This is a genomic window from Acinetobacter sp. GW821-FHT01E09, assembly GCF_059422385.1.
The window spans coordinates 1293112-1308131 of record NZ_JBWKWU010000001.1; the positions used below are offsets into that span (position 1 = coordinate 1293112).

Genomic DNA, 15020 nt, shown 5'->3' on the forward strand with positions numbered 1-15020 from the left:
TATCTGATGAGCCAGTTATACGCCAGCTTATTTTATCAGCCTGATGTGACAGCAATCTTTAGCGATCATGCCTTATTGGCTTATATGATCCAAGCCGAAGTGGCTTTGGCAAAAGCACAGGCGCAAGTGGGTGTGATTCCACTATCTGCAGCCAACATCATTGAACAAGTTGGACAACAGGCCCTAGCAAAAATTGATTTTGAAGCATTGGCAACCGCGACGGCTCTTGCGGGAAATATTGCGATTCCTTTGGTTAAGCAATTTACTGCGATAGTAAAACAACAGGATGAAGACGCAGCGCGTTATGTACATTGGGGCGCAACCAGCCAAGATATTATTGATACAGCCACGATTCTGCAATGCCGTGATGCTTTGGGGCTGATCGAAAAACAAGTACAACAGGCTTATCAAGTTTCATTAGACCAAGCACAACAGTATCGTGCCCAAGTCATGATTGGTCGGACTTGGTTGCAACAAGCCTTACCAATTACTTTAGGGCATAAGTTTGCACGTTGGGCTGCGGCATTTAAACGTGATCTTGATCGTCTAAGCGAGATGAAAAGTCGCGTTCTTACTGCTCAACTCGGTGGGGCTGTGGGTTCATTGGCATCATTACAAGACCAAGGTTCCGCGGTGGTTAAAGCCTATGCTGCGGCATTGAATTTAACCTCTCCTGAGTGTACATGGCACGGTGAGCGTGACCGTATCGTTGAAATTGCCAGTGTACTTGCCCTGATCGTCGGTAATGTTGGCAAAATGGCAAAAGACTGGTCTTTGCTGATGCAAACTGAAATTGCTGAAGTTTTTGAACCCACTGCAAAAGGCCGTGGTGGCTCATCCACCATGCCACACAAACGTAATCCAGTTGCAGCCGCTTGCGTACTTGCAGCAGCCAACCGTGTGCCTGCATTAATGGCAAGTGTCTACCAAAACATGTTGCAAGAACATGAACGTGCTTTAGGTACTTGGCATGCAGAATGGTTGGTGATTCCTGAAATTTTCCAGTTATGCGCAGGTGCTTTAGAACGCACGACAGATGTACTTGAACATATGCAAGTCGATGCAGAAGCGATGCAGCGCAACCTTGAGTGTACTCAGGGCTTAATCATGGCAGAAGCTGCAATGATGGCATTGGCAGCTAAAATCGGACGCTTGAATGCGCATCATTTGGTTGAGCAAGCTTGTCAGCAGGCTATTGCGCAACAGCAGCATTTAAAAACAGTGTTGTCAGCAATGGCTGAGGTGAATGTTCATCTAAGTGCACAGGAATTAGCAGAGATTTTTAAACCAGCCGCTTACTTGGGCAATATTCAGGCACAAATTGATGCCGTACTACAAGCAGCACAAGGAGTGTCTAAATCATGAAAGTCAGTATGAAAATTAAAAATCGTCAAGGACAGCAATTTGCCGTTCAAATCCACGGCGTAAAAGATGCACCCGTGATTATATTTTCGAACTCACTCGGAACAGATCATGGGATGTGGCAAGCACAAGTAGATGCTTTAGCACAACACTATCAGATCATTACTTATGATACTCGTGGGCATGGTGCAAGTGATGTGATTGCCAACAGTACGCTGCAAAACTTTGCCGACGATGTGATTGATATCTTAGATACATGGCATATTGAAAAAGCACATTTTTGTGGAATTTCAATGGGTGGCATCACTGCACTCACACTGGCTATTCAATACCCTGAACGCTTTTATAGCATCACTGTGGCAAACTCAGCCGCCAAAATTGGTACAGCTGAAGCATGGAATAGTCGTGCTGATAGCGTAGAGCAAGATGGGCTGGCTGAAATTGTTAAAACCACACATACCCGTTGGTTTAGTGGGCATTTTGATTATGCACATGATGTGCTTGCTCAAAAAACCATACAAAGTTTAGCGGTGACACCTGCACAAGGCTATGCCAATGCCTGTCGAGCTTTGGCAGGTGCTGATGTTCGAGATCAGCTCAATCAAATTCAAATCCCAACTTTAATTATCGCAGGTCAATATGACCCTGTAACGACGGTTCAAGATGCAGAGTTTATGCATCAATCCATTCCAACCAGTCAACTTGAAATCTTGGCAGCGTCTCATTTGTCCAATATTGAACAACCACAAGTGTTTAGTCAGGCATTGTCTAAGTTTATTCAGAACATATAACCGTCTAGGGTTAGAAAGGAATTCGCCTACAAGGAGGCAACTATGGCACAGGAATTTGCTGCCCCAAAAAACAGTATGGATGCTCAGGCACTCATTAATGATGCACCGATCAGCAAGTATCAATGGATGATTGCAATCATTTGTTTTCTGATTGTATTTGTTGATGGAATCGATACGGCTGCAATGGGCTTTATTGCACCAGCTTTGGCACAGGATTGGGGGATTGATCGCTCTCAACTTGGGCCTGTGATGAGTGCAGCACTGGGTGGAATGATCATTGGTGCATTGGTTTCAGGACCTACTGCGGATCGTTTTGGACGCAAGATTGTATTAACTATCTCAATGTTGATCTTTGGTGGCTTTACCTTGGCATCAGCTTATGCGCCAAACTTAGACAGTTTGGTTGTACTGCGCTTTTTAACTGGTATTGGCCTAGGCGCAGCAATGCCAAATGCCACCACATTGTTTTCAGAATACTGCCCGAATCGTGTTCGTTCACTGCTCGTGACTTGTATGTTTTGTGGCTATAACTTGGGTATGGCAACAGGCGGTTTTGTCAGTAGTTGGCTGATTCCTACCTTTGGATGGCACAGCTTATTTTTGCTCGGCGGTATTTCACCGTTGATCCTGATGCTGTTGGTAATTGTACTGTTACCTGAGTCATATCGCTTCTTGATTGTTAAAGGTCGAGATGCTGCAAAAGTTCGCAAAATTCTAAGCCATATTGCACCTGAAAAAGTACAGCTTGCTGACAGCTTTTATATCCCAGAAGAACAGTCTGCTGTGGCACAAAAGAAAAATGTATTTGGCATGTTGTTTTCGCAAAAATTTGCCAAAGGCACAGTGTTGTTATGGTCAACCTACTTTATGGGTTTGGTGATGATTTATCTACTGACCAGTTGGTTACCAACTTTGATGCGTGAAACCGGCGCAACCATGGAACGCGCAGCATTTATTGGCGGTCTATTCCAGTTTGGTGGTGTGTTGAGTGCGTTATTTATTGGTTGGGCAATGGATCGTTTTAACCCGAACCGCATTATTTCAGCATTCTATTTTATCGCAGGCTTATTTGCTGTTGCCGTAGGTCAAAGCCTCAGCAACCCAACATTATTGGCCATTTTGGTGCTATGTGCTGGTGTCGCAATCAATGGTGCGCAATCTGCAATGCCAGCATTAAGTGCCCGTTTCTACCCAACTCAATGTCGTGCAACTGGCGTGGCATGGATGACAGGGATCGGTCGTTTTGGCGCAGTGTTTGGGGCTTGGATTGGTGCTGTTTTACTGGGCAATGATTGGTCTTTTACCGCAATTTTAAGCTTATTGATGATTCCTGCAACCGCTGCGGCTGTGGCAATTTTTGTTAAATCCTTAGTGGCGCATACCGATGCAAGCTAACTTTCTCAAGATCAGAAATAAGATCACAAAGAGGGACAATTTCAATGAATGATGAACAACGTTACCAACAAGGACTACAGGTCCGCACCGAAGTATTGGGTGAAAAACATGTCGGTCGTTCTTTAGAAAACTTGAATGACTTTAACCAAGATTTTCAAAACTTTATTAGTCGTTTTGCTTGGGGGGAGGTGTGGTCACGTGAAGGTTTACCACGGCATACCCGCAGTTTAGTCACCATTGCCATCTTATTGGCATTGGGACGAGAAGATGAACTCAGAATGCATCTACGTGCTTGCTTTAACAATGGTGTTACCAAGGACGAACTCAAAGAACTGATTTTACACAGCTCACTGTATGCAGGACTACCAGCCGCAAATGCAGCAATGCACATGGCTGAAGATGTTTTTAAAGAACTCGGAATAGAAGTGCAACCTGTCGCTGCACAACAACAGGATTAAGGAGATAGGCATGTTAAGTCATACATTGGGTGCATATCCGCAACGGAATACAGAAGATCACCCGTCAGCATATACACCAGGCTATAAAACCAGTGTATTACGCTCGCCCAAAAATGCATTGATCTCGATTAATGAAACATTAACTGAAGTCACTTCACCGCATTTTTCACCTGAAATTTTTGGTGCAAAAGATAATGATTTGATTTTGAACTATGCCAAAGAAGGGCTCCCAGTCGGTGAGCGAATTATTGTGCATGGTTATGTGCGTGACCAGTTTGGTCGCCCTGTAAAAAATGCCTTATTGGAAGTTTGGCAAGCCAACGCATCGGGTCGTTATCGCCATCCAAATGACAAATTTATTGGCGCAATGGATCCTAACTTTGGTGGTTGTGGTCGTACCTTAACTGATGAAAATGGTTTTTATATTTTTCGTACCATTAAACCGGGGCCATATCCTTGGCGTAACCGAATCAATGAATGGCGTCCAGCGCATATCCATTTTTCATTGATTGCCGATGGTTGGGCACAACGTTTGATTTCGCAATTCTATTTTGAGGGCGATACCCTAATAGATACTTGCCCGATTTTAAAAACCATTCCATCTGAAGATCAGCGTCGTGCCTTGATCGCATTAGAAGATAAAAACAATTTCATTGAATCAGATAGTCGTTGTTACCGCTTTGATATTCATCTGCGTGGTCGTCGTGCGACTTATTTTGAAAATGATTTGACTTAAGGAACTCAGACAATGAATGCATGGAATTTTCAGGAAATTAAGGAAACCCCATCACAAACAGGTGGTCCTTATGTGCATATCGGTTTATTGCCACAACAAGCCAATATTGAAGTATTTGAACATAGCTTCGATAACCAGTTGGTGAAACAACACACTCAAGGTCAACGTATCCGTATTGAAGGTCAAGTGTTTGATGGACTGGGTTTACCATTAAGAGATGTATTGCTGGAAATCTGGCAAGCCGATGCCAATGGGGTTTATCCAAGTCAGGCCGATACCCAAGGCAAAACAGCCGATGCTCATTTTCAGGGCTGGGGGCGTACAGGCGCAAATTTTGAAACAGGTTTTTGGAGTTTTGACACCATTAAACCGGGGGCTGTCGCAGGGCGTAAAGGTTCAACTCAGGCACCACATATTGCAGTCGCACTCTTTGCTCGTGGAATTAACATTGGTTTGCATACCCGTATTTATTTTGACGATGAAGTGGAAGCAAATGCCAATGACCCTGTACTCAACAGTATTGAGTGGGCAGTCCGCCGCCAAACCCTGATTGCTAAACGCAGTGAAGTCGACGGTGAAATCGTGTATCGCTTTGATATTCGCATTCAAGGTGAAGACGAAACCGTGTTTTTTGATATTTAACAATCCTCAAGATCTCTCTTTTTGAAAGGGAGGTCTTGTTTTGGAATCATCTCAGTCTTGAGATTCGCGATACTCCTCTTTTTTTAAAGGTAAGGAACGATTGAGGTTCCGCAAGAGAGGGATTTGGAGGAGTTAAGATCGACGAAAAGCACTTAAATGAAATCGCAATCAAGCGAAAACGCGATATACAAACGGATAATTTATTCAGGAAGATGAAAATGAAATTACAAAAACTTGCGGCATTGATGCTTGCACTTAGCCCAATATTTACCCTTCAAATGGTACAGGCTCAACCTGTTTCACCAAGCCCAGTTGAACTTGCAGAACTGGCAAAACTCCCAGTAAAAACCATCGTCCCGATTACAGCAAAAACCAAAGAACAAGCCTTAGCACAGGCAAAAGTCATTGCCAGCAATCCAGATGCTGATTTGGCAGAGTTCCGCATAGATCTGCTTAACTTTGCCAGTGACACCAAGCAAGTGATTGCTTTGGGACATGAGCTAAAACAGATTTTAGGGTCTAAACCCATGATTGCCACTATTCGTACCCATAACGAAGGCGGACAACTGACCATCAGCGATGCGGATTATGGCAAAACTTATCAAGCCTATTTACGCCAACCCTTTATGGACATGCTGGATGTGGAAATGTTCCGAGATCCGCAAGTGGTGAAAAACATCGTTAAATTGGCACATCAGCAAAAAGTATTAATTGTGATGTCCAATCACGACTTTAAAAAGACCCCTGATGAGGCAGAAATCGTTCAACGCTTGCTTAAACAAGATCAGCTTGGTGCCGATATTCTTAAAATTGCAGTGATGCCACAAAGCAAACAAGATGTATTTACTTTGATGAATGCGACCTTAAAAGTCAGTCAGCAATCTAAAAAACCATTGCTCACCATGTCGATGGGTAAACTCGGCACGCTTTCTCGAATTGCCACCGCCAATATGGGCGGCAGCTTTAGTTTTGGCATGATCGGTGAAGCTTCTGCACCCGGTCAAATTGATGTGACTCAACTGAAACAGTTATTAAAAACCGTTCAACCTACACCATAAATTAAAAGGATTTTTTAGACATGAAAATGATTTCATTACGTTTAACCACATTGGCACTGGGCTTAGCGATTTCTGGTTTGGCGATGGCTGAAAGCTATGTGGTAGACCGTTATCAGGATGACAGTGAAAAAGGTTCACTGCGTTGGGCGATTGAACAAGCCAACAGCAAGCCAAGTGAAGCCAGTGAGATTTTGATTCAAGCGGTTGGACAAGCACCCTATGCCATTAAGGTCAACAGTCCACTGCCAGAAATCAAAGCACCGGTAAAAATCATCGGTACACCGTGGGCAAAAACCGGTGAGTTTATCGCGATTGATGGCTCAAATTATATTAAAGGTACAGGCGTAGAAGCTTGTCCGGGTGCGGTTGAAGGGCAGTTCGGGACCAATGTTCGTACCACGACTTTACCGGGGATTGTGTTACGTGACATCAACGGGGTCAGTATTCAAGGACTAGAGATTCGTCGTTTTTGTATTGGGATCTTGATGAACCGCGCCAGCAATAACCTGATTCAAAATAACCGAATTATGCACAACTACGGTGGTGCAGGGGTAATGTTGACAGGCGATGATGGCAAAGGTAATCCGACTGCGACCACCACCAATAACAACAAAGTGCTGAATAACTATTTCCAAGACAATGGTGATGGACTTGAGTTAACCCGTGGTGCCGCATTTAACTTGGTTGCCAATAACCACTTTATCTCAACCGCTGCCAACCCAGAACCATCACAAGGCATTGAAATTTTATGGGGCAATGACAATGCAGTGATTGGCAACAAGTTTGAAAACTATTCAGATGGCTTACAGATCAACTGGGGCAAACGCAATTATATTGCCTATAACGAACTGACCAATAACTCTAACGGCTTTAACCTGACGGGTGATGGCAATATATTTGACAGCAATAAAGTCCATGGCAATCGTGTCGGGGTTGCGATTCGTTCAGAAAAAGATGCCAATGCACATATCACTTTAACTAAAAATCAAATCTGGAATAATGGCAAAGACATTAAACGCTGTGAAGCGGGTGGAAGCTGTGTGCCAAATCAACGATTAGGTGCAATTATCTTTGATATTCCGGGATTAGAACATGCGCACTTTGTTGGTTCACGTGGTCATGGCGTAAAAATTGATCCAGCAAACTTACAAAAGACTTGCCAGCAACCCAATGAACAAGGCTGTAATCCACAACCAAATCAAAATATTCAAGCACCTAAATTGACCTTAGCAAAAGGTCAAATTGCGGTAGAAGTAAAAGGACAACCAAATCAACGTTATCAAGTTGAATTTTTTGGCAACTCACAAGCAAGCGCAAATGAAGCCGAGTTTTATTTAGGCTCAAGCACTGTTGCAACCAATGCCCAAGGCACAGCAACAGTGACTTGGAAACCGACAATGAAAGTTGCATCAATCACAGCCAATATCACAGATCGTCTAGGCGCAACATCTGAACTTAGCTCAGCGGTAAAACTGAAATAACAAATAATAAGGAAGTAATATGAGTTTAAATGGATTATCGATCAAACTGAGCTGTTTAGCCGTTGCATTGTGTATGGCTCAGAGTAGTTTTGCTGAGCAAGCTTGGTCACAAGATCGTCAATGGTTATTGGGCGATTGGAATGGACAACGTCAACAACTGGAAAAAGACGGTTATAAATTTACGGCCTCTATTATGAGCCAAGCTGCAACCAATTTAGACGGTGGCTATCACGACAACAACAGCTTTGAAAATGCAGCGCAATTGGCGTTGGGTGCAAACTTTGATTTAAATAAAATCACGGGCTGGAAAGACACCACAGCCAATATCTTAATCACCAAACGTGATGGTAATGCTTTAACTTTAGAAAGCATTAAAGACCCACGTTCTGGTGCTTTAGGCAATTCACAAGAAATTTATGGACGAGGCAAAATCTGGCGCCTGACCCAAGCATGGGTCAAAAAGGGCTTTGCTGACAATACGGTTCAATTCAAGATTGGTCGTATGGGCATGTCGGATGACTTTAACGGTTCACAATGTGAATTCCAAAACCTATTACTTTGTGGCGGACAACTGGGCAAATCCATTGGTTCAATTTGGTACAACTTACCCGTAGGTTTATGGGGAACCAATGTGAAGTACCAATTTGCACCAGAGTGGACACTCGGTGTCGGTGTTTATGAAGTCAATCCTGACAACATTAAAACTGGCAAAAACGATGGTTTTAACTTGGATATGCGCAATGTTAAAGGTGCCACTATTCCAGTAGAGCTGGCATGGCGTCCAAAACTAGCAGCATTTGATGGTTTAGCAGGCGAGTATAAAGTCGGTGCGCTGTACTCGACAGCTGAAGCCAATGATATTGCGATCGCAGGAAAGGTACATGATAGCAAACATAGTTTTTGGCTTAATGCACAACAACAACTGAGCCAAAAAGGGCAGGACCCTAAACGTGGTTTGTTCGTGAGCTTTAATGCAGTTGTTAATGATAAAGCCACCACGGCAGTACAAAGTACCCAACAACTTGCACTCTGGTACAAAGGACCTTTTGACAGTCGCCCTAATGATTCAATCGGATTTGGGCTTGCAAATTATATGGTCAATGATCGTTATAAAGATCGTCAGATTGCCATCAATAACAGCCGTGGTTATGACCAGTACGATAGGTTTGCAACAGATTATGTGCCTGTGCAACGTGATGAGCTCAATGTTGAATTGAACTATACCTATCAATGGTCACCTGCAATCATGCTACGACCAAACCTACAATATATCCATCAGCCTGCGGGTGTAAAAGAAGTGGATGATGCATGGATTGCTGGTTTAAGCATGCGTGTGAATTTCTAATTTAGGAGTATGACCTATGACTGAATCTACAAGGACACATACCGTATTAAAAATATGGTGTTTTATCTTAGGTTTGGCTTTGCTTGTGACAGGAGCCTTTTTTACTGTAGGCGGAGTTAAGTTGGCGACACTGGGAGGATCATGGTATTTCGTGATTTCTGGTGTAATCACATTGGCATCAGCAATTTTTATCTTTAAGAAAAAAGCACTCGGTGTCTGGCTGTTTAGTTTGGTTTTTGTGGGCACCATCATCTGGTCATTGCTGGATGCAGGTTGGGAATTTTGGCCATTATTTTCAAGACTGATGTTTCCAGCAGGTTTATTCGCTGCATTGATGTTTACTTTGCCCGCGATTCGCCGTTACCAGTTTCAACCGAGTGCAAGCTTGCCAGCTTTTGGCTTGGGTGCACTCACGGTTTTAGGTATGTTGATTGGCCTTTATCAAATGTTCCAACCGCATCCAACGGTTGCCGCATCTGGTCAGGCATTGCCATTGGTTCCTGTTCAAGCAGACCAGCAACAAAGCAATTGGCAACATTATGGTCAGGATTCTGGCGGCAGTCGCTTTGCTGCACTTGATCAAATCACCCGTGAGAATGTCCATCAACTTAAAGAAGCATGGCGTTTTCGTACAGGTGATTTCACTACAGGTTCAGGCAACGGTGCAGAAGATCAAATGACCCCTTTACAGGTGGGCAACAAGATTTACTTATGTACGCCACATAACAATATTTTTGCTTTAGAGGCTGACTCAGGTAAACAGCTTTGGAAAGCCGAAGTAAACTCTAAATCGGATGCATGGGAACGTTGTCGTGGTGTGGCTTACTTCGATTCAACTGAACCTTTAACCCAACCGACGTTGGCAGGTGCAACACCTGTTCAAGCTGTTGCAAACAATACCGCTTGTTTACGCCGTGTGTATACCAACACACCAGATGGCCGTTTAATTGCGGTCAATGCTGACACGGGCGAGCGTTGTAAAGATTTTGGTGTAGATGGAACGGTTGACTTACTTAAAGGCTTGGGTGAGGGAACCACCGCACCACGTTTTGAAGTGACCTCTGCACCAACCATTGCGGGCACAGTGATTGTGGTGGGTAGCCGTATTGCCGATAACCTTGCCGCAGATATGCCGGGTGGGGTGATTCGTGCTTATGATGTGATCACAGGTCAATTACGCTGGGCATTTGATCCACGAAATCCTGATCCAAACCATGTGTTAAAAGAAGGCGAAACCTATAAACGCAGTTCAGCTAACTCATGGGCTGCGATGTCGTATGACCCAAAAATGAACACGGTATTTATGCCAATGGGGAGCTCATCTGTAGATGTGTGGGGAGGCAACCGCCAACCTTTGGATCATAAATATAATTCATCTGTCTTGGCATTAGATGCAAGCACAGGTAAAGAAAAATGGGTTTATCAAACTGTTCATAATGACCTATGGGATTTTGATTTACCGATGCAACCAAGCTTGGTCGATTTCCCAATGAAAGATGGTAAAAATCAACCTGCTGTGGTGATTGGAACCAAATCTGGACAATTCTTTGTGTTGGATCGCTTAACAGGTAAACCATTAACCCAAGTGATTGAACAACCTGTTAAAGCTGCCGATATTCCAGGCGAACAATATAGCCTAACCCAACCACGTTCAGTTGAAATGCCACAAATTGGCAATCAAACTTTAACTGAATCGGATATGTGGGGTGCAACGCCGTTTGACCAGCTGATGTGTCGTATCGGCTTTAGATCCATGCGTTATGAAGGACTATATACTGCACCGGGTACAGATAAATCGTTAAGCTTCCCCGGCTCTTTGGGTGGCATGAACTGGGGCAGTATTGCCTTTGATCCAAGCCACCAATATATGTTTGTCAACGATATGCGTTTAGGTCTATGGATTCAGTTGGTTGAACAAACCCCTGAAGATTTGGCAATTCAGGCAAATGGTGGTGAAAAGGTCAATACAGGTATGGGTGCTGTACCGATGAAAGGTACACCATATAAAGTCAATAAAGATCGCTTCTGGTCGAAGTTGAATATTCCATGTCAAAAACCACCTTATGGCACCATGACAGCCATTGATATGAAAACGCGTCAGATCGCTTGGCAAGTACCAATGGGAACAGTGGAAGACACTGGACCTATGGGCATAAAAATGGGATTAAAAGCACCGATTGGTATGCCAACCATTGGTGGTCCAATGGCAACACAAGGTGGCTTAGTGTTTTTTGCTGCAACGCAAGATTACTACTTACGTGCCTTGGATTCTTCTTCAGGTAAAGAGTTGTGGAAATCACGTTTACCTGTCGGTAGCCAAGGAACACCAATCAGCTATGTTTCACCTAAAACAGGTAAGCAATATGTAATGGTGACTGCGGGCGGTGCTCGACAATCTCCTGACCATGGTGACTATGTGATTGCCTATAGTCTGAAGTAAGCTTTAAAGTAAGCTAAAACTGTTTAAAAAATGGAACTGCAATCGTTAATCGATTGCAGTTTTTTTATGGGTTTAAAATTGAATTGGCTGGGTGCCAATTAAGTCGCTTTGCTTTTTACATCATTGAATTACACCGGGTCTAGCTACCGCATGGCGACATGGATGTTGACGTTGGGGCGATGGAATTAAGTGAAACACAATTAATTTGAGTAATGGAAAGCTCCCTCCTTTGATAAAGGTGAGAAGTATTACTTCGCAAGGGGGAGGATTTAAATCCTATTTAACTTTTTGCTGCGCAAGTGGAGAAACAGAGAGAGAATCATTTTGATGGTAGCTTTCTTGAAGCTCAATATCCTGCTTTTGCAAACCCTCAAGAATTGGACAATTCGGTCGATGATCACCCGCACAACAATTGATGAGGTTTTGCAAAGTATTGGTCATCTTCTGCAATTCAGTAATACGGATTTCCAATTTTTCGATATGCGAGAGCGCGAGTTGCTTTACATCCGCACTGTGTCGATTTTTATTGTTCCATAAATCCAGAAGATCTGCGATTTCTGCAACCGAGAAGCCGAGCGATCTTGAGCTTCGAATAAACTTGAGCCGTTCAGCATCTTGGTCGGAATAAGAGCGATATCCTGCATTACTTCGCCCCACGGCTGGAATCAGACCAATTTGCTCATAATAACGAATCATTTTGGCAGAGATTCCAACAGTTTGAGACAGTTTTCCAATATTCATGGTGATTCTCTCTACAAGCTTCTACTCGAAAGTAGAAGCGGGTTGAAAGCGACGTAAACGTAAGGCATTGGCCAAGACGAATACACTGGATAAAGCCATTGCACCTGCTGCAAAGATTGGCGAAAGTAGGATTCCATAAGCAGGATAGAGTAGTCCTGCCGCAACTGGAATCAGCATGGTATTGTATGCAAATGCCCAGAATAAATTCTGATGAATATTGCCGATAGTGGCTTTTGATAAAGCAATGGCATTGGCAACACCTTGCAAGTTACCTGACATCAATACAACATCCGCCGACTCAATTGCAACATCGGTACCTGTACCGATGGCAAGCCCAACATCGGCTTCAGCCAGAGCAGGGGCATCATTGATCCCATCACCGACAAATGCAATATTGCCATATTTTGCTTTAAGGCTTTGTACCGCTGTTACTTTTCCTTCAGGTAAAACTTCCGCAATCACTTCGTCAATGCCCAATTGTCGAGCAATCGCTTGGGCTGTACGGGCATTATCACCTGTGACCATGGCAACTTTAAGACCGAGTTGATGCAAGGCTTTAATTGCACTTGGCGTGGTTGATTTAATTGGATCTGCAACCGCGATAATTCCTGCCAGCTTGCCATTGATTGCCACATAAAGTGGTGATTTGCCTTCATCACCTAAACGTTGTGCCGCACTTGCAAAAGGTGAAATATCAATATTGAGCTGGAGCATATAGCGATCCGCACCTATATGAATTTCGCCATTTTCATCTATAGCTGCATAGACGCCCATACCTGTCACAGAATCAAATTGATTGACTTTGGGTAAGGTTAGGTTTTCTTTGGTTGCGGCATCCACAATGGCTTTGGCAATTGGATGTTCAGAACGAGATTCAACGGCTGCCACCATACTTAAGATATGATCACGTTGAAAAAATTCAGTGACCTCAAAATCTGTTAGTACAGGATGGCCTTCAGTTAATGTACCTGTTTTATCTACAGCAACCACTTTGGCATCTTTCAGTAGTTGTAATGCTTCACCTTTACGGAACAGTACACCGAGTTCGGCACCACGTCCTGTCCCGACCATAATTGAAGTTGGGGTTGCTAAACCCATTGCACAAGGGCAGGCAATAATCAGCACAGCAACAGCATTGACCAAAGCAAAAGTTAAAGCAGGGGAAGGGCCGAAAATCAACCAAATCAAGAAAGTCAGTACAGCAGCAGCCATCACAGCAGGTACAAACCATAAGGTAATTTTATCAACCACAGCTTGGATCGGCATTTTCGAGCCTTGTGCTTGCTCAACCAAACGAATGATTTGTGCAAGCATGGTTTCGCCACCTACAGCGACAGCTTTAAAGCTTAAGGTGCCATTTTGATTGATGGTACCACCGACAACATCACTGTCTACTTTTTTCTCGACAGGGATGGGTTCACCCGTAATCATCGATTCATCGACAAAGCTTTTGCCTTCAATAACTTTTCCATCTACAGGAACACGTTCACCCGGTTTAACAATGATAAAGTCACCAACTACAACTTGGTCAATCGGAATATCTATGATTTGATTCTCACGAGAAACATGTGCAACTTTGGCTTGTAAACTGACTAAGCGTTGAATGGCTTCAGAAGTACGCCCTTTGGCTTTTGCCTCAAGAAAACGACCGAGTAAAATTAAGGCAACGATAACCGCAGCGGCTTCATAATAAACATTGACTGTTCCAGCTGGTAAGATGCTGGGCATAAATGTTGCGACGATGGAAAATAGATATGCTGCCAAGGTACCTACAGCAACCAATGAATTCATATCTGGTGCTAAACGCAATAAAGCGGGTAAACCATGTATATAGAATCTACGCCCCGGAATCACCAACACCAGTGTGGTCAGAATAAACTGTAAATACCAGCTATTTTGTACCCCGATGGTCTGAGCAATCAGGTGATGCATGCCGGGAATAAGGTGTGAACCCATTTCTAAAATAAAAACTGGCAGCGCAAAAATCGTGGCAAGTATCAGATCACGTTTTAGTTCAGCACGTTCTTGATCTTTTTTTTCGAGATGTTCTACTTGATCTGGAATAGCGTTTTGAATTTGTTTGGCGTCATAACCCGCCTTATCAATCGCTGCAATTAAAGCTGCGACATTGGCTGTGCCTGTGATTGTTGCACGTTCAGTTGCAAGATTTACATTTGCTTCTTTGACACCGGGAACGGCTTTGAGCGCTTTTTCAACACGACTGACACATGAGGCACAAGTCATGCCATCAATCGATAATTCAGTGGCTGCATCAGCAACTTCATATCCAGCATGTTCAATCGCATTGATCAGTGCTTGGCGATCAATGCTGATATTCGATGTAATATCAGCACGTTCAGTGGCTAAATTCACGGATGCTTGAGTGACGCCATCGACTTTTTTAAGCGCTGTTTCTATTCGACTGACACAACTTGCACAGCTCATGCCCTTGATTTGTAAACTACTTTTCAAATCAGAAACACGATCTTGTGATCTATTTTCCATAAGTCATACCTATAAGTCTTATTCCATGATCTAAATCCTAAACTTTGACATAATGGTAAGGTCAAG

Annotated in this window: 12 protein-coding genes; 10 read left to right on the top strand and 2 right to left on the bottom strand. The window is 43.5% G+C overall.

Going from position 1 to position 15020, the window contains the following annotated elements:
• Positions 1 to 6: 6 nt before the first annotated feature.
• The 10 genes from pcaB to AC07U8_RS06015 all read left to right on the top strand — a co-directional run bounded on the left by pcaB (position 7) and on the right by AC07U8_RS06015 (position 11708).
• On the top strand, positions 7 to 1365 hold the full coding sequence (gene pcaB, locus AC07U8_RS05970; protein ID WP_494737498.1) for a 3-carboxy-cis,cis-muconate cycloisomerase: 1359 nt from the start codon (positions 7 to 9) through the stop codon (positions 1363 to 1365).
• A gap of 8 nt (positions 1366 to 1373) precedes the next feature.
• Positions 1374 to 2153 (top strand): 3-oxoadipate enol-lactonase, encoded by a 780-nt coding sequence (gene pcaD, locus AC07U8_RS05975; protein ID WP_494737499.1) that lies wholly within the window; start codon positions 1374 to 1376, stop codon positions 2151 to 2153.
• A gap of 42 nt (positions 2154 to 2195) precedes the next feature.
• Positions 2196 to 3548 (top strand): 4-hydroxybenzoate transporter PcaK, encoded by a 1353-nt coding sequence (gene pcaK / locus AC07U8_RS05980; protein WP_494737500.1) that lies wholly within the window; start codon positions 2196 to 2198, stop codon positions 3546 to 3548.
• Between the two features lie 44 nt (positions 3549 to 3592).
• The gene (gene pcaC / locus AC07U8_RS05985; protein ID WP_004722141.1) at positions 3593 to 4006 is read left to right on the top strand and encodes a 4-carboxymuconolactone decarboxylase; all 414 of its coding nucleotides are present in this window, start codon (positions 3593 to 3595) and stop codon (positions 4004 to 4006) included.
• A 10-nt stretch (positions 4007 to 4016) separates the two neighbouring features.
• Positions 4017 to 4742: a protocatechuate 3,4-dioxygenase subunit beta gene (gene pcaH / locus AC07U8_RS05990; RefSeq protein ID WP_494737501.1), complete on the top strand. Its 726-nt coding sequence runs from the start codon at positions 4017 to 4019 to the stop codon at positions 4740 to 4742.
• A 12-nt stretch (positions 4743 to 4754) separates the two neighbouring features.
• Positions 4755 to 5384: a protocatechuate 3,4-dioxygenase subunit alpha gene (pcaG, locus tag AC07U8_RS05995; protein WP_034617756.1), complete on the top strand. Its 630-nt coding sequence runs from the start codon at positions 4755 to 4757 to the stop codon at positions 5382 to 5384.
• A 218-nt stretch (positions 5385 to 5602) separates the two neighbouring features.
• Positions 5603 to 6442: a type I 3-dehydroquinate dehydratase gene (gene aroD, locus AC07U8_RS06000; protein WP_494737502.1), complete on the top strand. Its 840-nt coding sequence runs from the start codon at positions 5603 to 5605 to the stop codon at positions 6440 to 6442.
• Positions 6443 to 6462: 20 nt separating this feature from the next.
• Positions 6463 to 7923 carry a NosD domain-containing protein gene (locus AC07U8_RS06005; protein ID WP_494737503.1) on the top strand — a complete coding sequence of 487 codons (1461 nt, stop codon included), beginning with the start codon at positions 6463 to 6465 and terminating at the stop codon, positions 7921 to 7923.
• A gap of 19 nt (positions 7924 to 7942) precedes the next feature.
• Positions 7943 to 9268: a carbohydrate porin gene (locus AC07U8_RS06010; protein WP_494737504.1), complete on the top strand. Its 1326-nt coding sequence runs from the start codon at positions 7943 to 7945 to the stop codon at positions 9266 to 9268.
• 16 nt (positions 9269 to 9284) lie between these two features.
• Positions 9285 to 11708 (top strand): glucose/quinate/shikimate family membrane-bound PQQ-dependent dehydrogenase, encoded by a 2424-nt coding sequence (locus tag AC07U8_RS06015; protein WP_494737505.1) that lies wholly within the window; start codon positions 9285 to 9287, stop codon positions 11706 to 11708.
• Positions 11709 to 11984: 276 nt separating this feature from the next.
• Here AC07U8_RS06015 and cueR read toward each other — a convergent pair whose 3' ends face one another.
• Together cueR and AC07U8_RS06025 are read right to left on the bottom strand one after the other, a co-directional pair.
• A complete protein-coding gene (gene cueR, locus AC07U8_RS06020) occupies positions 11985 to 12449 on the bottom strand; it encodes a Cu(I)-responsive transcriptional regulator (RefSeq protein ID WP_034618209.1) in 465 nt (154 codons plus the stop codon).
• Positions 12450 to 12470: 21 nt separating this feature from the next.
• Positions 12471 to 14954, bottom strand: coding sequence for a heavy metal translocating P-type ATPase (locus AC07U8_RS06025; RefSeq protein ID WP_494737506.1), 2484 nt, complete (start codon positions 14952 to 14954; stop codon positions 12471 to 12473).
• Positions 14955 to 15020: the final 66 nt, after the last annotated feature.

What these genes read in the sequence shown, in the direction of transcription:
- pcaB (WP_494737498.1), top strand. Translation starts at nt 7, where the DNA reads ATGAGCCAGTTATACGCCAGCTTATTTTATCAGCCTGATGTGACAGCA.
- pcaD (WP_494737499.1), top strand. Translation starts at nt 1,374, where the DNA reads ATGAAAATTAAAAATCGTCAAGGACAGCAATTTGCCGTTCAAATCCAC.
- pcaK (WP_494737500.1), top strand. Translation starts at nt 2,196, where the DNA reads ATGGCACAGGAATTTGCTGCCCCAAAAAACAGTATGGATGCTCAGGCA.
- pcaC (WP_004722141.1), top strand. Translation starts at nt 3,593, where the DNA reads ATGAATGATGAACAACGTTACCAACAAGGACTACAGGTCCGCACCGAA.
- pcaH (WP_494737501.1), top strand. Translation starts at nt 4,017, where the DNA reads ATGTTAAGTCATACATTGGGTGCATATCCGCAACGGAATACAGAAGAT.
- pcaG (WP_034617756.1), top strand. Translation starts at nt 4,755, where the DNA reads ATGAATGCATGGAATTTTCAGGAAATTAAGGAAACCCCATCACAAACA.
- aroD (WP_494737502.1), top strand. Translation starts at nt 5,603, where the DNA reads ATGAAATTACAAAAACTTGCGGCATTGATGCTTGCACTTAGCCCAATA.
- AC07U8_RS06005 (WP_494737503.1), top strand. Translation starts at nt 6,463, where the DNA reads ATGAAAATGATTTCATTACGTTTAACCACATTGGCACTGGGCTTAGCG.
- AC07U8_RS06010 (WP_494737504.1), top strand. Translation starts at nt 7,943, where the DNA reads ATGAGTTTAAATGGATTATCGATCAAACTGAGCTGTTTAGCCGTTGCA.
- AC07U8_RS06015 (WP_494737505.1), top strand. Translation starts at nt 9,285, where the DNA reads ATGACTGAATCTACAAGGACACATACCGTATTAAAAATATGGTGTTTT.
- cueR (WP_034618209.1), bottom strand. Translation starts at nt 12,449, where the DNA reads ATGAATATTGGAAAACTGTCTCAAACTGTTGGAATCTCTGCCAAAATG.
- AC07U8_RS06025 (WP_494737506.1), bottom strand. Translation starts at nt 14,954, where the DNA reads ATGGAAAATAGATCACAAGATCGTGTTTCTGATTTGAAAAGTAGTTTA.